17 protein-coding genes are annotated in these 18,079 nt (G+C 61.8%); 7 read left to right on the top strand and 10 right to left on the bottom strand.

Features of this window, described 5'->3' with window-relative positions:
* Positions 1 to 76: 76 nt before the first annotated feature.
* The gene (locus tag ABZV40_RS11685) at positions 77 to 322 is read right to left on the bottom strand and encodes a DUF2188 domain-containing protein (protein WP_355438769.1); all 246 of its coding nucleotides are present in this window, start codon (positions 320 to 322) and stop codon (positions 77 to 79) included.
* A gap of 169 nt (positions 323 to 491) precedes the next feature.
* Between ABZV40_RS11685 and ABZV40_RS11680 the strand changes: the two genes are divergently transcribed.
* The 5 genes from ABZV40_RS11680 (at position 492) to ABZV40_RS11660 (ending at position 6,118) form a co-directional block, all read left to right on the top strand.
* Entirely contained in the window at positions 492 to 827 is a 336-nt protein-coding gene (locus ABZV40_RS11680; protein WP_355438767.1) for a hypothetical protein, read from the top strand.
* Positions 828 to 861: 34 nt separating this feature from the next.
* Positions 862 to 1,977 carry an ImmA/IrrE family metallo-endopeptidase gene (locus tag ABZV40_RS11675; protein ID WP_355438765.1) on the top strand — a complete coding sequence of 372 codons (1,116 nt, stop codon included), beginning with the start codon at positions 862 to 864 and terminating at the stop codon, positions 1,975 to 1,977.
* A gap of 50 nt (positions 1,978 to 2,027) precedes the next feature.
* The gene (locus ABZV40_RS11670) at positions 2,028 to 2,312 is read left to right on the top strand and encodes a hypothetical protein (protein WP_355438763.1); all 285 of its coding nucleotides are present in this window, start codon (positions 2,028 to 2,030) and stop codon (positions 2,310 to 2,312) included.
* 947 nt (positions 2,313 to 3,259) lie between these two features.
* Positions 3,260 to 5,281 (top strand): hypothetical protein, encoded by a 2,022-nt coding sequence (locus ABZV40_RS11665; protein WP_355438761.1) that lies wholly within the window; start codon positions 3,260 to 3,262, stop codon positions 5,279 to 5,281.
* A gap of 78 nt (positions 5,282 to 5,359) precedes the next feature.
* On the top strand, positions 5,360 to 6,118 hold the full coding sequence (locus ABZV40_RS11660) for an ATP-binding protein (protein ID WP_355438759.1): 759 nt from the start codon (positions 5,360 to 5,362) through the stop codon (positions 6,116 to 6,118).
* 311 nt (positions 6,119 to 6,429) lie between these two features.
* On the opposite strand, the gene ABZV40_RS11655 is transcribed toward ABZV40_RS11660, so the two are convergent.
* Both ABZV40_RS11655 and ABZV40_RS11650 read right to left on the bottom strand, forming a co-directional pair.
* Positions 6,430 to 7,299, bottom strand: coding sequence for a site-specific integrase (locus ABZV40_RS11655; protein ID WP_355438757.1), 870 nt, complete (start codon positions 7,297 to 7,299; stop codon positions 6,430 to 6,432).
* Positions 7,296 to 7,625, bottom strand: coding sequence for an AbrB/MazE/SpoVT family DNA-binding domain-containing protein (locus tag ABZV40_RS11650; RefSeq protein ID WP_355438755.1), 330 nt, complete (start codon positions 7,623 to 7,625; stop codon positions 7,296 to 7,298). The genes ABZV40_RS11655 and ABZV40_RS11650 overlap by 4 nt, the downstream gene beginning before the upstream one ends.
* A 581-nt stretch (positions 7,626 to 8,206) precedes the next feature.
* On the opposite strand from ABZV40_RS11650, the gene ABZV40_RS11645 reads away from it, so the two are divergent.
* Positions 8,207 to 9,301, top strand: coding sequence for a hypothetical protein (locus ABZV40_RS11645; protein WP_355438753.1), 1,095 nt, complete (start codon positions 8,207 to 8,209; stop codon positions 9,299 to 9,301).
* Positions 9,302 to 9,318: 17 nt separating this feature from the next.
* On the opposite strand, the gene ABZV40_RS11640 is transcribed toward ABZV40_RS11645, so the two are convergent.
* The 4 genes from ABZV40_RS11640 to ABZV40_RS11625 all read right to left on the bottom strand — a co-directional run bounded on the left by ABZV40_RS11640 (position 9,319) and on the right by ABZV40_RS11625 (position 13,790).
* Positions 9,319 to 9,510, bottom strand: coding sequence for a hypothetical protein (locus tag ABZV40_RS11640; RefSeq protein ID WP_355438751.1), 192 nt, complete (start codon positions 9,508 to 9,510; stop codon positions 9,319 to 9,321).
* 50 nt (positions 9,511 to 9,560) lie between these two features.
* A complete protein-coding gene (locus tag ABZV40_RS11635; RefSeq protein ID WP_355438749.1) occupies positions 9,561 to 11,948 on the bottom strand; it encodes a hypothetical protein in 2,388 nt (795 codons plus the stop codon).
* Between the two features lie 342 nt (positions 11,949 to 12,290).
* Positions 12,291 to 12,887, bottom strand: a complete 597-nt coding sequence (locus ABZV40_RS11630; protein WP_355438747.1) for a hypothetical protein — start codon at positions 12,885 to 12,887, stop codon at positions 12,291 to 12,293.
* Positions 12,888 to 13,790 carry a Scr1 family TA system antitoxin-like transcriptional regulator gene (locus tag ABZV40_RS11625; protein ID WP_355438745.1) on the bottom strand — a complete coding sequence of 301 codons (903 nt, stop codon included), beginning with the start codon at positions 13,788 to 13,790 and terminating at the stop codon, positions 12,888 to 12,890.
* A gap of 190 nt (positions 13,791 to 13,980) precedes the next feature.
* Between ABZV40_RS11625 and ABZV40_RS11620 the strand changes: the two genes are divergently transcribed.
* Complete coding sequence (locus ABZV40_RS11620) at positions 13,981 to 15,540, top strand: transcriptional regulator (RefSeq protein ID WP_355438743.1); 1,560 nt, start codon at positions 13,981 to 13,983, stop codon at positions 15,538 to 15,540.
* Here ABZV40_RS11620 and ABZV40_RS11615 read toward each other — a convergent pair whose 3' ends face one another.
* The 3 genes from ABZV40_RS11615 to ABZV40_RS11605 form a co-directional block, all read right to left on the bottom strand.
* Positions 15,541 to 15,891 (bottom strand): signal peptidase I, encoded by a 351-nt coding sequence (locus tag ABZV40_RS11615; RefSeq protein WP_355438742.1) that lies wholly within the window; start codon positions 15,889 to 15,891, stop codon positions 15,541 to 15,543.
* Positions 15,888 to 17,462 carry a transcriptional regulator gene (locus tag ABZV40_RS11610; protein ID WP_355438740.1) on the bottom strand — a complete coding sequence of 525 codons (1,575 nt, stop codon included), beginning with the start codon at positions 17,460 to 17,462 and terminating at the stop codon, positions 15,888 to 15,890. The genes ABZV40_RS11615 and ABZV40_RS11610 overlap by 4 nt, the downstream gene beginning before the upstream one ends.
* A gap of 135 nt (positions 17,463 to 17,597) precedes the next feature.
* Positions 17,598 to 17,957, bottom strand: a complete 360-nt coding sequence (locus ABZV40_RS11605) for an XRE family transcriptional regulator (protein ID WP_355438738.1) — start codon at positions 17,955 to 17,957, stop codon at positions 17,598 to 17,600.
* Positions 17,958 to 18,079: the final 122 nt, after the last annotated feature.

The raw sequence follows: 18,079 nt of genomic DNA, 5'->3' as shown, positions 1-18,079 counted from the left end.
CGCTTCCGTGTTGGCATGATGTCACATTACCCGCTTACGTGGGCCGGGTCACCCGGCCGACGTACGCGGTGGACGTTCACCTGCGGTCGTGGGGTGGGTTCGGGTCGTTGCCGGGAGCGATGGTGTCGCTGTCCCTGATGTGGCCGTCGCGACCGTGAATCCGCAGCTCGCCACCACCCGCGTTGCCGACGATCTCCCGACCGCGCGCGATGGCGTCGGCCTGGGTCTCGTGGTGGCTGCTCGCTCGCGAGGATCCCGGAGCGACGACGTCCCAGCCGCCCCGCTCGTTGTTCGGCGCGACGTGCCGCTCGTTCTCGGTCACTTCGGTGACCTCCTGACTTGAGTAGGGTCATGTAGACCACGACGGCATGACCACCGAACAGTATCGGAGGAGTTCTGTTTACCTAGTGGGTGCATGAAACGTCCATTCAGGGCAGAGGCTAACATGGTGTCTACGGGTGTATGGAACCCGCAGGAGGCCGAGGTGTCGGGTGAAGATCTTTTTCGGCAGTTCTGAGCTCGCACGCGTCTGCAACGACGACAGGGAGCGAGCTCAGGTCTACGGCGAGCCGCTGGCCTCAACCCTGCGCCGGCGTCTCGGGGAGATTTCTGCCGCCTCCCACCTGGCTGAACTGCGGCGATTCCCGGCGGTGCGGCTGAGGCAGGACGCCACGCGCGGTGACGGATCGTTGCTCGTCGCGCTCGGGCGTGTCGCTGATCTTCGGGTACGGCCTCGGTACGATCCGCCTCCGATCTTGCCGGACGGCCGGCTCGACGAGTTCGAAGTGCGGGAGCTCGTGGTGGCGGCCATCGCGGTCGCGGCATGACCACGCAGGGAAGTCACCATCTGAGAGGTATCCGATGACACTCGGCGCCGAACCGCTCGAGTACGTCCCCCAGTCGTCGGCTTCGCCGGGGGAGACGCTTAAGGAGACCCTCGAGGAACTAGGCATCACCCAAGCCGACCTGGCTCGCCGGACCGGGATCTCAACGAAGCACCTCAACCAGATGATCCAGGGCACGGCGGTCCTGACACCGGAGACCGCAGAGGTGCTCGAGCGAGTCACCGGTTTGCCCGCGGTCGCATGGAACCGGCTTGAGGCTGCGTGGCGGGCGCAAGCGGTTCGGGCGTCGGAGGACGAGAAGCTCAGCGAGCACCTGGACTGGCTCGACAACTTCCCGTTGGCGGAACTGGTCGTCAGGAAGATCCTGCCGGACAAGAAGAAGTCGGTGCAGAACCTGCGGCGCTTGCTGAACTTCTTCGGAGTCGCTGATCCCGGTCTCGCCGAAGAGCTGTGGGCGGGCTACCGGGTGGCGTTTCGCAGATCTGCGAAGATCGAGCCCAACGACTATTCGGTGCTCGTGTGGCTGCGCCACTCGGTGCTGCGCGCCCGCCAGGTCGAATGTCAGCCGTTCCGCCGGGACGAACTGGTCCGGTCGCTGCCGGAGATGCGCGCCCTGTGCCGCCGGAACCCGGAGTCCTGGCTGACGGAACTGCCCGCGTTGTGCGCACGTGCCGGTGTCGCGCTCGTGTTCATGCCGGCCATGCGGGGCACCCACGTCTCGGGAGCGACCAGGTGGCTCACCCCGGAGAAGGTCCTGATCGCCCTGACGGACAGGCACAAGAAGGACGATCGGTTCTGGTTCACGGTCTTCCACGAAATCGGGCACGTTCTCCTGCACGGCAAGCGGCTCACGTTCCTGGACGGGGATCCGTTGAAGTACGACGAGGATCCCGCGGAGGACGAGGCGAACCGGTTCGCCGCAGAGATGTTGATCCCCACACGCTATTCGTACGACTACGAGCGGCTGCGGGGTCGGCCCAGGCCGTTCACGAAGATCGAGGAGTTCGCCGAGATGGTCGGCATCTCACCAGGTGTGGTCGTCGGCCGTCTCCAGCACGACGGTGCGCTGGCGTGGTCGGAGGGCAATGGCCTCAAACAAGGATTCGAGCTGATTCTCGACGAACTGGTGTGACGGCAGGGCGTTGGATCTCGGCAGCGAGGCGGCCGCTGATGGTGCTGCCGGTGCCGGTGACAGACGTGGGGTGGATCGCGTCGGCTACCAGCGACGTCGACCTGGCGCTGCGGTTGCTGCTGCAGCTCTCACCTCCGGTGGAGGTGCTCACCTCCGCACTGGCGCGGCTGGGACCGCTGTACAGCCATCTGGAGAACCCGGTCCACAACGAGTTCATGGTGCCCGCCGACCACCAGCACCGAGAGGTGCCGGAGCTTCTCAAGAAGCACGGTCACATCCACCGGTTCAAGAAGCGGCGGCTGGCCAACATGTTCGACGTGGTCGTGAGGAAGTAGGGCTGCGAGCCGCAGATGCTTACGAGGAACGCGGAAGTGGTCGATGCGTTCCTCGAGGTGTGTGGCGGCTGGACGCGGAAGGCGGCGGACAGGCGGAAGTTCGCCAACGACGGGCCGGGCCGAGGTCATATTTTGGCGAGATGGTGCAGTTCGAGACCACCGCGGCCGTGCGAGCATCGGATCGACCGCATACAAAGAGAAAAGTACTTTCTCCGCGGGGAGAGCTCGTTCGATTCAGCTGGACGCGTGGCGACTGGGACGTGGACACGAGCGAGATGAGCCAAGGCGAGGGTTGGGTTCAAGTCGCTACCGACTTGAACCCCCACGTGTCCGAGGACGAAGCCGCACACTATTCACCCACGTAACCCTTCCTGGACCCGAGTAGCGCACCTGGCCCGTCTGGCACATCAGACCCGTCCCACGTTGTCCACGCGGGACGGGTCTGATGCTGCGGAGATGAAGGCCTCTGCCTGCAAAGATGTGACCGCGGGACACGGGACAGGCCGAACCGCATGTGTCCCGGCGCGAGGAGATGCACTTCAGGGGTGGAGTAGTCGAGGGGCCCGGTACCGGGACCGCGGACGCTTACAGAAGGCTTGTCAATCCGTAGCGTCCTGGAAGCAGGTGACTCGTCACCACCACGATCGACCGCAGCACCACACACCACACGGCGATACGAGACCACTCGATCGCAGCGCCGAGCCCATGAACCCGCTACCTCGCCGGCGAGTCTTCAGTGAGCTGATCAGCGAGTGCGAACCCTGCAGTCGACCGCAGGGTATGCCGCAGCTACGTAAGTCGTCGGCCGGGTAGCTGGCCACCAGCGGAGAGAGGACGTCCGTCGTGTTCGCACGGCAGCGCCTGTAACGTCGAAGATCTACTGAGCGACAGCCCGTTGACGTCTCGTAGAGGCGGCTTGTAGAGCGCCGCTCTGGGTGGAGGTGGGCATGACGGCGTGGTATGAGTTAGTGAGTCTTCCCGACTCTGCGCGTGCCAAGCTGATCGCACCAGTGCGGGAAGCAATAAACATGCCTCTTCATCTTCCCGGCTGGCATACGTTGCCGATTGGCCCAAAGATCTGGGACTTGTACGCTCAAAAGATCACCGGTCACGTCGAGAACTTTGTTTCTGAATGCACTGCGCCTCCACTCTCCGTCGGTTTCAATGGAATTAAGGACTGGCTTCAAAACCTTCTTGAAATCCGCAGCAGCATCCTGTCGCTCACGCTCGCTTTGGCTCCGTTCAGGAATTTCGACGAGTTCGCTGCGAGAAATATGCTAGGTCTCATCGATTTGAGCCTATTAGATATATCTCGGCGTCTGACAAGCGGTGGTCCGTTCCTCGTCGAAGAAGATATTCGAGACAGCGTCGGATGGCTTAATGTCGAATTAGTGGACGATCGGGCTGATCTGATCTCTCTTGCGTTCAAAATTGACTCTAACGAGCTCTATGATGCCAACAACGAGTTTAGTCCTAGTCGGGTATTCTCACATTACTATCAACGGGCTGGCGAACTCCTTGATGTCGTACTTCCTCACCTCGGGTCTCTTAACCTCCCGGCAACCAGCGATGTGCTCGTTGCGGTGTCCACGGTAGGTTGGATTCTTGCCTGCGAGGATCCGGTAACGGCTTACTGCTCGATGGATTCGCTAAAGAATCGGCTTCTGGGATCGCGAGGATCGGACGCGGCCAGGCAGGCACTACAATATCTCCGAAGAAGCGAGCCCGAACTACGCCAAGGTCGCATCAGAATCAATCAGACCTTCTTACGTTTGCTGGCACATCTGGACGATGATGAAGAATCGCATCTCGCACTTGCCGATCTGTATAAGAGAATGATTGAAGGGCCCTTCAGGAAATATGGTTGGGTTCATCATTGCTTAAGTGTGGGGAAGTGGTCGGAGCCGCCCATGCTGACACAAATGCGTGATGCACTGGTTGCTCAAGGCGGATGGCTTGGTGGTCTTGCGCAGCAAGCCGTAATTAGGGACGTAAGGAACGGCGAGGCGCACGAAACGCTTTTCTGGGACGGAGTCAAAGAGGTCTTTGTTGTAGAGGGGGCGGAGGTAGAGGATGACGTCGTAGCGCATGCCATCGTCTTGATCGATGGCTTTGCGCGAGGCTGCGAAGCTGCTGTTTCGTGGTTTCACGGGCTAAGTGCCGAGCACAAACCGATTCGTCCGTTGATGGAAGATCCTGGAAGGCTTTCCTCGTGGAGGCGGGCCGAGGCGATATTCGGAACCAACGGACTAAAGTTGATTCGCGCGAATTTCAATTCGAAGGTCGCTAGAGTCGTCTGTGCCTCCATCGCACAAGAGAACATTAATCCATGTTTGCAGTCCTTGGTCGCGTGCAGCGGATTATTGCCGCATGTCGAGAGATTTGAAGTTTTCACAGCTGAATCTGTGGAGTCAGTGGTGGTTGCGTCCAGAGAATCGCTTGAGCGGGCGCTGCCAATCTGGGAAAAAGCCATCGACATGCTTTCGATGATGCCGCTATCGACTTTTCTTCCAGTTAACCTAGATTCACGTCTTCGTTCTGAAAGTCTAATGAATGCAACGCGCTCGGTGGCGTGGATCGCTGTAGACGATTTCCTTGATGCGTTTGATGGTAGCGCGGAGAGCTGGGACGCGGAAGAACTTGAACTTTTTTCTCGCCGCATTGAGATTACTCGGCTAGCTATTGGTAGCTGTCTATCTGCCGTTCCGGCAACTGCTCGTTTCAGAATGCAGGTTGTCAACAATGCCGTCGAAGAAGTGTTGTCTCTTGTTCGTAGCAAAAATTTCCCTGCGAGCTGGCATTCTGTTGAGAGATCTGGACTGGTAGAGCGGTTTCGGCATTGGTGGGTTGAGTGGGGACCGGTGCCTAGGCTACCTACGGTAGTAACTCCTTCCTCACTCTCGCGGGAGGACGCGAAGCGCCCCATGTTAAGAGCTGCGCCCTGCGATTTGAGGCTGCACACGCTGTGATCGCTGGTCGTCAACCTTGTAACCGCATCTGCCGTAACACCTGAGAAGTTTCCGCGCTGCTTTCTGATTGGTTGGTGCATGAAGTTCACCGTCTCGCCGCGCCTCTTGGATCACTTTGGCGTAGCTATGTACAACACAGTAACAAAAGCTATCGCAGAGCTGTGTGCAAATGCTTACGACGCGGATGCAAAAATTGTGAAAATCAACTATACCGACTCCCAGATTGTCATTTCTGATGATGGCCTCGGAATGACCACGTCAGATATGAAGGAAAAGTACCTTCATCTTGGCAGGGATCGGCGTGGAGACGAGAGCGAGAACGGAGAACTAACTCAAAGCGGTCGGGCGGTGATTGGGAATAAGGGGATCGGAAAGCTTGCTGGCTTTGGCATTGTTCAGACGATGACAATCGAGACCTGGAAGTCTGGTGAGAAGACGCGGCTTACTCTCGATCGAGACGCCTTGGATACGGTCGAGGAGTTGGAGTCCTTCGATCTGCAGCCCACGGTAACCAAGGTTCGAAGTAAGACTTCATCCGGAACTACTATTACGCTTAGTGACTTCCTTGAGGAGGTTAAAAGGCCCGAGGATGAGGTCTTGCGTGCGTATTTAGCACGGCACCTGCCGGCGCGCCACGACTGGCAGATCTTTGTCAATGGTGTTAAATGCAGCCCGGGGTCCATACCGGGGAAAAAGTTAGGATCAATGACGTCATCGAAGGACACGGCAGGGTGCGTGGGTACTACGTCATTGCGAACGATCGGCGCAGTCTGGAACCCGGCTTTAGCGTCCGAGTTCGAGATCGTATTGTTCAGGACACCGGCCTATTCGGCCTAAATCAGCAGACACACGGTTACTTCAATATTACTCGTATCGTGGGTGAGCTGGAGCCGGGACTTTATTGACCCTATCAAGAAGCCGTCTAAGTCTTCCTTGAAGTCTCGGCGAGGCGGATTTGTTATTAATACGAGTCGTAGTGGATTCAATCCAGAGGATGAGTCGGTACAAGCACTGGAAGAGTATGCGCGTCAGAAACTCGAAGAGATCGCGAGTGGCCTGGCCAAGGAGAGAGCAAAAGAACGCAAGAGGGCGGCCATCGAGCGTAATCCGGCAGTCGAGAAGCGCTTGAAGGCTCTGGGGCCCGAGCTCTATGAGAAGTTGAATAAAACCCTCGATTCGATAATTGATAAGCTTGCGAGAAATGAGAAAAACGAGACTGTCGATGAAATTGTAGACCCGACGCGGCTCCAGAGGTTGTCATAGCGGTGATAGGTGATCGGGCGGCCATCTGCGTAGCGCAGCAGGCGTCCGTTCATCGGTGCGCTGCGGTGTTCAACATGCTGGAGCAGGTGCCACATCAGTGTGGGCGAGACCGGTTGCCAGCGTGAAGTCTCGCCTTTCTCACGCAGATAGACCAGGCACTGCTCCTCGTCGAGGTCCTTGGGCCGTAGGGCCAGTGCCCCACCACGGCGAGCAGCGGTTTCGGTGTGGAACCGGATGATCAGCGAATCGAGTTGCGGATCGTTGCCGGTGGTCGCGACGACCTCGTTGAGCTGGTCCATCTGCTTGCCGGACAACGCCCGTCGATTGCTGGGCTGACGTCGGGGCTTCGCCACCTTGGCAGCCGGGTTGGAGCGTTCGTCGATCAGTTCGTCGTTGACAGCGTGCCGATAAAGGCAGCGCAGCGCGGCGATGAGATGTTCGGCCGCGGAATTGCCGTTGCGGGTGTTACGGCGAACCGTCAGGTTGGCCTTGATGTGCTGGACGAGCCGCTGGATATCGGTGGGGGTCCTGTCGCTCAGAGAGATGTCCGCCCACTGGTCCAGCACGCGGTTCCAGTACGGGGTGTAGGCGCGGCGGGTGCCGTCGCTGACCGCGGCAGCGACGACTGGGATGTATTCGGCGAAGGTCGGGGCCGGTGGCTTCACCGTGTTGAGCAGGTCCTCGGCAGTCACGCCCATCCGGTCGAGAACCAGGCGGGCGGCATCGAGCTCAGCCTGGGTCGGTGCGCCGGTCATTCGTCCTCACCACCTGGAAGAACGGGGAGCACCAGCTGGTCCAGTGCGAAGGGTGGGAACACCGTGATCGACTGGCGGTCGAGGTGGGCCGTGAGCAGTACCCGGTCCCCGGAACTGAGGTCGGCCGCGCGGCGGGCGTCGGCGGGCAGCCGGAGATAGCCCTCTTTGGTGGGCTTGAAGACGCCGTGTGGATCAGCGGTGGCGACGAGCAGGCCGTGGTGTTCGCGGATGCTGAGCCGGGTGCCCGCGTTCCAGTCCAGTGCGGCTGTGACGTGGCGGTCTGCGACGCGGCCGCGGTGGTCGACGGCGGCCATCCGGTACAGCACGTTCGTCAGACGAGGTGGCCGTGACGCGGGGACCACGATTAGTGGAAGAGGTTGACCAGCGGCACGGGCGGCTGCGTCCGAGCCTTTTCCTGGCGCCGTGTCAGGGACGATCGGACGGATGTAGGAAATGGTCATCGAACGCCACCTGCCTGTGGCGCCGAAACGCAAAACAGGTGCTCAAGTGGACTTGAGCACCTGCCACGCAGACGTCGCAAATTTGCGACATTTCCGTGTCCGAGGACGATCTTGCTCGCTAAGCACACGCCTCATCTAGCCCAGGGCCTGTCCCGGCCGTCCCTTGTGGCGACGGTGGTCAGGACGGGTTGCGGGACGGCTGAAACCCAGCATCTGCCTGGGTGAACAGTGCGATTGGCAAGTGCGGGACAGGGTGCAAATCCTGTCCCGCACGCGTGTCTCTGAGTCTTGAACTGCCCTGCGGGAGTCGGCCTCAGACGGGACGGGACACGTCGAGCGTGAGGCGGCGTCCCTGGGTGGGGGCTCAGTGCTTGCCGACATGCAGCTGACGGCGGTGGCAGTAGGGCTAGGCTTCCTCGATCCCGGTCAGATGCGAAGGATGGCGGATGGCAGACACCGAAGGGTTCGTCGTCAGCGTTGGGTTCTACACGCCTTTTGACTTCACCATGACTGATATTCTCATACGTCCCTCGCCGTGGGTTGGTCCGACAGGTATGGGTGCCAAGGGCTTCCGTCCGGAGACTTCAGAACCAGTGCTGCTTATCGCAGAAGACACACCGCTTCAGTTTTCGATCCCAGACGGAAGATTCTCGAAGGAATCCTTGGAGAGGCTCCATGTTCTTCGTTTCAATGCAGATCAAAGGATGGCAACGGGCCAAGCGTTGGGGGAGGAGCTCAGACAGGGGGCAAATCCTCCGGATCTCGAATGCGTCAGTGGGTCGAATTCATTTGGAATCGAGTGCACTCAGCTGGGCGCTCCGGGGCGGCGAGAGGTGAACGCCTTCTTTCGATCCGTTCGTGAAGCGTTGGAAGCGGCGCCTATGCACTACTTTGGAGGGCTTCTCGGCGCGTCGGTTCAAATCAGCTTCGGTGACAGCAGTCGTGATATCGGCAGACCGTTCAGAAGGACTGACTTCGCTTCGGCTGAGGCCTTGATTGAGGCCATGAATGGCTATCGCCTAAACATTGATGACTTCAAGAGTGATGAACTGCCGTCGGACCGGCTTCCGAGCGGGCCTCTGCTGCTTGGCGAAGTTCCGGGTAGGGATACCTACTCGCGGGTCTACGCCAATCCGCTGCTTAATGGAGCGCCGGACAGCTACTTCTACTCGGTTCGCGGGTTTGAAGTCGTCCTGGGTTATGCATCAGGTTACACGAAGACGGATGCTGAGGTGGAGGTTCGACGGCTTGTTGATCAGCATGACAAACCCGGAGTTGACGTGCTCCTGATAGCTGTGGGGGCGCCTGATCGAGCTGGACTTTCCTATCCTTCCGACACCATGTTTGGGACGTTCTACCTAGAGTGTGGGGACCCGATTACGAAGCCGAAACATATCGATCGGGTTGTCATGCACCTTTGGGACAGTGGGGAGGTCTGGGATATAGTCGAAGCGAAGAGGAAATTGTTTGGCCCGCTGTACTCGGGTGTGTCTCCTGCGCACAGAACATGGTCGAATGAAGTTACGTCCGTTCGAGACTAAAACGGTGGATGCGCCTGTCAGGTTGGCTGCACCGGAGGAACGTGCGGTGCAGCATCAACGTTGTCACCGACCGGGAAGCGTTCGCTCTCGTTCAGGACACCGGACTGCTCGGTGTTCCACTGCTCGACTATCGCCCGGCCGAGACCCTTGAACTGCTTCCCAGAGGAGACTAAGGCACCGCGTTCACGTTGTTGATCAAGGTGAGTCATCGTCGCACCACACACTGATCTGCGTGGTTGCGCCGTGTGACCGTTCGACGTTACAACGCTTCGTTGTGAACCTCGCCAGCGCCCAACCCTGACACCAGAAGGACGTCGGGTCCTCCGAGTGGCCCCCAGCCGCTGAAGTTGCTCACCGCGGACTTGATGGTTGTTCGGCTGTTCTCCGACCAGTGATCGGCCTTTGTCGCGAAGATGAGTGTGTCGGCGCGCAGCCATGCTGCGGCTTGGCACTTCTTGGCGACTTCGCTTCGTCCTCTCCTGCCCACAATGTCGTCGCCAGAGGATTTGCACTCGGCCACTGTGATCGTGTCGTCGATGTAGGTGACGAGGTCGACCTCAACCTGTGGGGCGCCGTCTTTTGTGAACACGACCTCTGCCGCGTCGTCGAAGGGGCTTCGAGGATCTGGCCTGCCATTGAACAGTTGACGGGAAAGCAAGGCAGGTACGTCGCCGTTCTCGGCGAGGAGATGTCGCGCCACCGGATGCAGGTCGTAGAACCACATGGGCTCCGTCGTGGGTGCCTTCCAGGACCAAAGATCGAGATCGTTGGAGGCGTCACAACGCTGACACGTCCAGCGTTGCTTGACCCTGTCGAGCTGCATGAACTGTGTCTGCTCGCATGTGGCGCATCGCAGGACCAGGCCGCGCCGAACGACGCCAGCTCGTGCAGCGGCGTCGATTCGCTCGCGTACATCGCTCTCTGTCAGGTCTGGGCTTCGGGCGCAGAGCCCGGCGAAGGTCAGCACGCCTTCCGAGCTGGAAAGTGCCACGCCTTGATGATCTGGATAGGCGGTGCTCGTTGTTGAGCTTCTCGTCAGCATTGCGCGCAACGCGGGTAGCAGCGGTCCGCCGAACAACTCCAGGAAGGCATGCCGCCCGCCGAGCATCTTGGCCAGGAGTATCGCTCTTCTGCCGGCCTCGCTCGGCCGTACGTCGAGTCCATGTTCCAGCCCTTTGACCTTGACCCATGCCTGCAGGCTGAGGTCGCGCAAGGCTACGCTCGCGAGCCGGTTCTCTGGGCGGATGCCGGCGGCGACGAAGTCGAATCGCTCAGCTTGGTAGGTGATGCCGTCCCTGCTGCTTCTCGTCCAGGTGGGCATCGCTACCGGTGGCTCGGCGAACAGTTCAACGCTGTCGATGCCTCGGCGCCGTACAGCACGACCGGGGCGCCAGCTGACGTCGATGTGCCAAGGCGTGTTCGCCTGGTGAGGGAATTCGGGGTGGATGACCACTGGTGGCGGCAGGGGAGCTGCCATTGCGGTAGTCAAGGTGTCGTCCACTGTCACCGGGATCGTGGTGATGACGTCCCACCGCCCTTGCAGCGCCTGCCTGATCGTCGCATTTTGCTTCCACGAGAGTTCACCATCTTTGATGGCCCGAAGCGCATTCTTCTGCGCGGTCGGACTGATGATCGGGTCTGCGGCACTCAATCGTTCGTGTGCCTCCTGGAGCCGCTCACCGGACAGCGAGATCGTTGTCAGCGCCAGTGATCCGCCGCGGCGAGCCAAATCGCGCGCCAGGCTGTTGACCCGGAGTCCGACGGCCGTCGGAATCTCCTCTTGGGTGCTTACGAGCACTGAAGGCAGCCAATAGGCCCCGCCGAACGTCAGTCGCCACAAACGGGCAAGGGCGAAGTCGTCGGCGGTATCGCCGATCACGAGCACCCCAGTCTGGTGGCGTGCCGGTCCAGAGCTGATTTCTGTCAGCCGCGTCAGAGCACGTTGATTTGCGGTTGGTGTGCGGCTCGTGTCGACTCCGACAGCGACGCCGGGATGCCAGACGAGGTCGTTCGGGAGTTCGGTACCGATGCCGCCGAGCAGCCAGCTGGCCAAGCCGATCCGAACCGCGTCCGTGACGGACGGTTCCGCGTTGCTTCGTGAAGGTGCGACGGCCATGCCGGCATGGGACGCGATCGCTGCCCCGAGGACTCCACCCCAGTCGGCCGGGCAAGCGAGCACCGAACCTGCCCACCAAATACCCGGAAGATCGGTTATGGGTGTGAAGTTCGTGCTGTCGTCTTCCTCTTCCAGCGACGTGAGCGCTTCATGCCACCCTGCGTAGACGTTGCTCTGATAGCTCGAGCACACGGCGGCGATCTGATCGCGGGCTGCCTCGCTCGAGATGCTGGGGATTTGGACTGCCAGGGTGGGAGTCGGCATCTGATCGAACTGCTCGCTGGTCAGCGGTTCTGCTTCTTCGCCAGCGAATGCAACGTCTTCGGGTGCGAAGACTGCGAGGTCACCAATGGTCGGGTGGTAGTTCACCACGTAGTCCGGATCGTATGCGCGGCATGCGCGCAGCAACGTCGGGTGGACTTTGCCGTCGTGGTGCGGAACGACTGCGAACCCCGCCCCGCCCCAGATCTTGCAAGCACGATGAATTGCACGCCTGGCCCAATAGCTCCAGTGGACGTCGCCATCGATCACGATGACGACGCGCGGCGGTCGCAGTGTCGTGCTGATTGGCGCATATGACAAGGGTCTATCCGACGGCATGAGCAACTGAATCACGAAGTCAGCGGCTCTCGTCGGATCTGAGAGCGTGTCGGGCTGATCGTTGCGAGCTGATCTTCCCCTGTCCCGACGGGTTCTAGGAGCGGCCACGTCTCCATGATCACGGAGAGCGGTGCGGTCGAGGCCTCGATCGTGCCGTGGCCCGCGTGAGGTAGCGACAGCTCCGGCAGGGGATGCGAGCGGCGAAGCCTGCCAAGTGTGGCTTCTTCTTGGACGGGATGGGCGCAGCGGGCACCGTTCGGCCGTCGAGCGCGGTCAGAGTGCAGCAGCTGCCCGCCAGTCGAGCTGAGCATGGGCGTACTTCTCTGCCGCCGGGTTCAGCTGAAACATGTACTGGCGGATTCCGGGGCTGCTTTCATCGGACAGCTTGCGCATGACATAACCGGCCCAGTAGAGCTGCATCGTGTTCTTTCGAACGGTCGCCTCGTTGCTGCCAGGAATCTTGTCGGCCAGCTCGCGAACCGTGAATGATTTCGCCGGTGCGTCCCACAGGACGTAAAGGATCGCGCGGTACCGATCTTTGATAGGTAGTGGCGTCACGGATGGCTGCTGTTCGTCATGTAGGTCGTCTTTGAGGAACTCGCGAACAGCATCCGTTGCCGACGGTTCGATACGCCAGCGGTCACGACCGTAGGCGCGGTTGCGGGGTACGAACTCGACCGCACCAATCCTTTGAAGTGCCTGCAGTGCATATGCGATGGACCCAGGATTGCGCGGTGGCCCGCCTCTCGCCGCTTCCGCGGCGATCAAGGATTCTGGCGCCGCCTCAAGGAGTCGGCGAAGGAGGTACCGCTTGAGGGTGAGTCCTTGTGGGCTCAAGCTGTAGAGAGCGGCAAGAATTCGGTCGTTCATCTAGCACGCCCTTACCGTGGCCCGGTCGGACGGCTCGAAAGTGAGCGAACTTGCTATCTCGGCTATCAGCTCAACGGACTGATCCGGGTCAAGAGCGGTCCGCTGCAGTGCCGTGAAACCGTGCTGTACCAACTGGCATACCGTCAGATCCTCGATGTACCGGCCGGTACCCGAATCCTCCACGTACACGACGTCGTTGTGTTGCCGGTGAGGAAAAGCGAGGTGGAAGTATGAACCTCCGGGCCGAGCGTCGAGGTGGCTTCCGTGCTCCAGAACCTGCACCGTGAACCGCTCAAGCTCCGACAGGTGTATCAGCTGGAGGAGCGCGGCGTTCGTGGTATCTGGGCCACCAATTACACGTCGAACAGCGTCTTCGGTGAGCAACACCTCGACGGCTCGTTGACTCTTGGCGGCGCTAAGGCGGTCAAGCCAGCTTTCGTGCGCCTCCGCCCGCCGCGCTGCATTGTCGCCTGGATAGGTCGGGCGACCCATCTCCTGAGCCGCAAGACGGTATTCGGGAGTGTGGAGGCAGCACGGGATCACGTCCGCGCCAAACACACGGAGCGTCGCCGCTTCAAGGTAGGCCTCGTCGATGTCCTCGGTCGCGTTGAGGGTGAGGCTGTTCGCGTGAGTGCTGGCGGCGGTGCGCTTGTCGCGTGCGTGTTCAGCGCGCCTGGCCTCTCGCTTCCAATCGGCACTGGACACCCCGTAGACGTGTCCCAGCACCATGACGTCAAGTGGGTCCAACGGCTGAACGGCATTCTCGATCATGCTGAGCTTGGCGCTTGAGAATCTGGCCTTCGCGCTGGCTTCGGAGAGGCTCAGGCCAACGGTGTCCCGCCATCTGCGCAGAACGCGCCCAACGGACCGCTCTGCCATCGAAGCGCGAAAGTCGTTCTTCACCGGTGGGCCTCAGATCCTCGGTATGGGGTGTCCGGCGGCGCTGAGGCGGACAGGAGGTGTCCACGCCGCCGGACGGCTCGGGCGACCGCCGTGAGGCGGTCCGTGTCAAACTGAAATCAACGTCTCATCAGCACTTGGTCAGCGGAACGACCTGGCGGCGACATGCCGGCGACACGGGAGGTGGCGCGACGTGCGGGCATTCCGGACGGTCTTGGAGCAGAAGATCCGGGAACGGCGTCAGACCCTCCAGGAGTTCGTGGACTTCGCCGAGGCGTTCGCACGCGAGCACAACGAGCCGGGCACGATCGGCGTCCGGCATCTTCAGCGTCTTATCGCTGGCCGAAAGCCTTCTGGCGAGCCTCTCGGCCCGACCGTTCAGCCGACGACCGCACGCCTGTTGGAGAGGATCTTCGACGTCCGCATCGACGACCTGCTGTCAGAGCCGAGGCCGCCCGAGATCGTCGAGCGGCAACAGCCGGAGCGGGACGCGGTCGAGTTGGCCGCCGCGCTCGACTGGCTCGACGAGCGCGCGGCGTGGCAGCCAGGAACGAGCCGGTCGAAGGTACGCGCGAGGCTCGCGGAACTCGACCGGGGAAAGTTGCTGGACACGCGCGCGAGGCGGGCCAAGATCGGGCGGACGGCCATCGCTCGTGCGCTCGTCGACTACTACGGGGAGCGCGGCGTGTACCGAGCCGTCTACGCAGTCGGCGAGATCTTGACCAGCGTCGTCACCCGCACCGACTGGCTCGACCTGGCTTGCCCGCTCGACGGCGCCCACGATCTGCTCGCGCTCACCAACGAATCCGGCGACAACGCCACGCTCAGCGGCGTAGAAGCATCGGCGGCCGCGTCACGGCTCGCCGAGTCGGTCGCGCTCGGCGTGCGCTTTGCCAACCTGCCACTCTATCGCCTGGAGAGCGTCGACATTGGCCCTCAGCGGGTCGGTGGCCGCGTGGGTGTCGTGCCGTTCGTCGAGTACGCGCTCACTGCTGATCTGCTCGAACAAGAACTAGTCGATGCGGTCGCCGCTGGAACTGGCTCTCGGCAAACTCCCTTGCGGGACAAGCACTTGCCGAGCCTCGAATCGATACTCGATCTGTCGGGGCGTGTGTGTGCGGGTGGGGTTCTGGCGCTGTGTGCCATCGCTCGGCCGCATGATCAAGTCCGCGGTTCGGCAGACTACGCGCTGTTGGTGCAGGAGCGGTCCGGTCAAGTGCTGAACGCGGCCGGACGGCTCGCGGTTATCCCGAAAGGTTTCCACCAGCCTCTGACCGACGTGCGAGCCGAGGCAGCCGTAGGGGCCACGCTCCGGCGAGAGTTGGAAGAGGAGTTGTTCGGCCGCCCTGACGTCGATGCGACCGTTGGCGATGCGCGCTCGGCGGCGCCGATGCATCCGGGCCGTTGGTCGGAGCCGATGAAGTGGCTCGCCGAGGAACCGGCGCGGTTGCGGATGGAGTGCACGGGTTTCGGGCTGAACCTCGTCAGTGGGAACTACGAGTTCGCGAGTCTCGTCGTGATCGAGGACGAGGAGTTCTGGCGCCGGTTCGGCGGACAGGTCGTGGCCAACTGGGAGGCGGCCGGACTGCGGCTGTACTCCAGTCTCGACGGCGACCTGGTAAGCGAGCTGATCACGCAGGAGACCTGGAGCAACGAGGGACTGTTCGCGCTGCTCCAGGGCCTGCGTCGGCTGAGTGAGATCGGCGGCGACCGCGTCAGCCTGCCGCCAGTCGAGTGGCGGCTTGGTGACTGATCAGGTCTGGGACGGCCAACGCACCGTCATGACCACCGAGTCGTCGACGGCTTCCCACGAGTGGTCGATGCCAGGACCCCACATCACGTAGTCACCCTGGCGCGTCATCGTCGCGCTGCCCTCGGTGAGGTCAACGCGGAAGTTCCCTTGTACCAAGAGGACGAGGGTCGTGCGCTGGTCGTCTGAAGTCCACTCGACACGCTTGTCACCAGCAGGGTGATTGAACCACTTCACTTCGACGTCCTTCGACGACCGCACACCCTCGGACGGGTCGATGAAGTGCCCAACCAGCCAGCCACGCGTGGCGCTTCCATCCTCTGCGGCGTTGCCCTGGCTCCAGTTCGCGGTCACCGTATCTCCCACTCGATCGTTGGCACATTCACGCGGCTACCGCCGATCTCCTTGAGTCGGCGAAGCCCTTGCAGGAGCGCGAACAAGCCCTCGTTGCTCCACGCCTCGTCGGCCGCGAGCTCCTCGACGAGCTCGGCATCGGCACTGGAGTACTGGCGAAGGTTCGCCGTCTCCCAGTTGGCCTCGATCTGCCCGCCATACCGCTGCCAGAACTCCTCGTCATCGACGACGATCAGGAGGGGGAACTCGAAGTTCCCGCTCACCAGGTTCAGCCCGAATCCGGTGGACTCCATCCTCAAGCGGCCCGGCTCGCCGAGGAGCCAACGCATCGGCTCGGAAAGGCGGCTCGGGTGCATCGGATCAGCGCTGCGCTGGTCGCCCACCGTGTTGTCGATGTCGTGGCGGCCGAACAGCTCTTCTTCCATCTCGCGGCGCATCGTCGCACCCACCTGAGCGTCGGCCCGGAAGTCCGTCAACGGCTGGTGGAAGCCCTTTGGGATCACGGCAAGCCGACGCGCGGCGTTGATGACGTGACCTGAGCGCTCCTGCACCAGAAGAACGTAGTCCGCCGGACCTCGGAACGGGTCAGCAGGTCGAGCGAACGCGCACAACGCGAGTGTGCCGCCGGCTGTGAGGCGTCCGCCCACGTCCAGGACGGAGTCGAGGTCAGGTAGGTAGCGGTCGCGCAGCGGGAGCGCGCCCGACTTTGTGCCGTTGGACAGCGCGTCGACCAGCTCGCCCTCCAGGAGATCCATCGTCACGATGTACTCGACAAACGACGTGAGTCCGACCGAGCCGCCGATCGATTGCGGCCCTATGTCGACGCTCAGCAAGCGGTAGAGCGGCATGTTCATGAACCGGACGCCGAGCGAGAGCGACTCGGCGAGCCGCTGAACGGCTTGGTCGAACGCTTCCTCGTCGAGGGTGAGCTGTACGTCTCCGGCTGCGCGTTCGAGAGTGAGCCGGTCATGGGCGGCGACCATTGGGCAGGCCAGATCGAGCCAGTCCGCGCGCGTGAAAATGCTGGTGTCCGCCTCGACGCCGCCGAAGTGGGCGGCGTATCGGCCGTACCCGTCGGAGCGGTGGCCGTAGTAGCTCGCGAGTGCTTGAGCGACGGTGCCCTGATCGACGCGTCCGCGACGACTTCCCCTGTCCCGCAAAGCATTCACGTCGATCTGAACGAGACGCGACGCTACGGCGCGGCGTGCGGCTCCCGGTTCGCGAGCAGCGCGGCCGTCGAGCCAGTCGAGTGCGGCGACGATGTTCGGATCGGCTGCGAGCCGTTGCTCTGCGTCTGCCGCCGCGCTGTTCATCACAGGTGCGGTCGCGCCGCCCGATATGCCTGCGCGAGCCTCGGCGAAGCGTGCCTTCACCTCGTCGGACGCTCGATCGAGCGTTGTGTCCAAGGCCTGTTGTAGCTCTGGCTTGGGTCGTGAGCTGGGCTTCTTGTGCCAGTTGCCCACCGTGCGCCAGTGAACGCCGAGGAGATCGGCGAACCCCTCCTGGCTGAGCCTTAGTGCGTCCTGCAAGGCGCACGCGTCAGCACCAGTCCAGCCGTTCGGCAACGTCATCTCGTCGCTACCCCCGAAGCGCGATATGTAGGGAACTTGTCGTGGTTGTGTAGTGGTCTTGCATGGGCTCCGGCGCGTTTTCGCAGTGGAATTAGAGCCATGGAAAACAGCAGCGCCACCAGGCCAAACAACGAACTACCGGCGGCCGCGGACGTGCTTCGAGAGTTCCGCGAGCTGGCTCATTACCGAAGCAACATCGGATTTGAGGCCGTCGAGCCGGTCGGTGATGTCTTCGAGTCGCTCTTCGACACGGTCCATTCGCGACCACAGCGTGTCGGCGAGGTCCACAACCGGGTCGCCGACCTCGGGGGGCTTGCGGCCGCGCAGCACGGCGTCCAGGTGCTGCGGGTGCCAACCCAGTGCTGTGGAAAGAGATTCGAGGGTTCGAGGGCTCCGTCGGCGTTCCACGAGGTTGTGCTGAAGCTCGCGGACGATCGCGAGCGACACGTGTGACCGCTCGGCGAGTTCCTTCTGTCGCAATCCCAGCTCGTCCACCCGCTGGTTGATCGCCTTGGCGACTGCCGCCCAATCCTCCGACACGTATTTCCTCCGCGCTCCGCCTCGGCGCAGACATTAGTCACTGTTTCGCGCACTGCGGTGTGACACGGCGTTTCATC

It is taken from the genome of Lentzea sp. NPDC004782, from assembly GCF_040609115.1.
In the GTDB taxonomy this organism is placed as follows: domain Bacteria; phylum Actinomycetota; class Actinomycetes; order Mycobacteriales; family Pseudonocardiaceae; genus Lentzea.
This window is presented reverse-complemented; position numbering and strand designations above follow the sequence as displayed.

Bases quoted from the DNA above. Each gene is read 5' to 3' on its own strand.
- ABZV40_RS11675 (WP_355438765.1), top strand. From the start codon at position 862: ATGACACTCGGCGCCGAACCGCTCGAGTACGTCCCCCAGTCGTCGGCT.
- ABZV40_RS11665 (WP_355438761.1), top strand. From the start codon at position 3,260: ATGACGGCGTGGTATGAGTTAGTGAGTCTTCCCGACTCTGCGCGTGCC.
- ABZV40_RS11660 (WP_355438759.1), top strand. From the start codon at position 5,360: ATGAAGTTCACCGTCTCGCCGCGCCTCTTGGATCACTTTGGCGTAGCT.
- ABZV40_RS11655 (WP_355438757.1), bottom strand. From the start codon at position 7,299: ATGACCGGCGCACCGACCCAGGCTGAGCTCGATGCCGCCCGCCTGGTT.
- ABZV40_RS11645 (WP_355438753.1), top strand. From the start codon at position 8,207: ATGGCAGACACCGAAGGGTTCGTCGTCAGCGTTGGGTTCTACACGCCT.
- ABZV40_RS11640 (WP_355438751.1), bottom strand. From the start codon at position 9,510: ATGACTCACCTTGATCAACAACGTGAACGCGGTGCCTTAGTCTCCTCT.
- ABZV40_RS11630 (WP_355438747.1), bottom strand. From the start codon at position 12,887: ATGAACGACCGAATTCTTGCCGCTCTCTACAGCTTGAGCCCACAAGGA.
- ABZV40_RS11610 (WP_355438740.1), bottom strand. From the start codon at position 17,462: ATGACGTTGCCGAACGGCTGGACTGGTGCTGACGCGTGCGCCTTGCAG.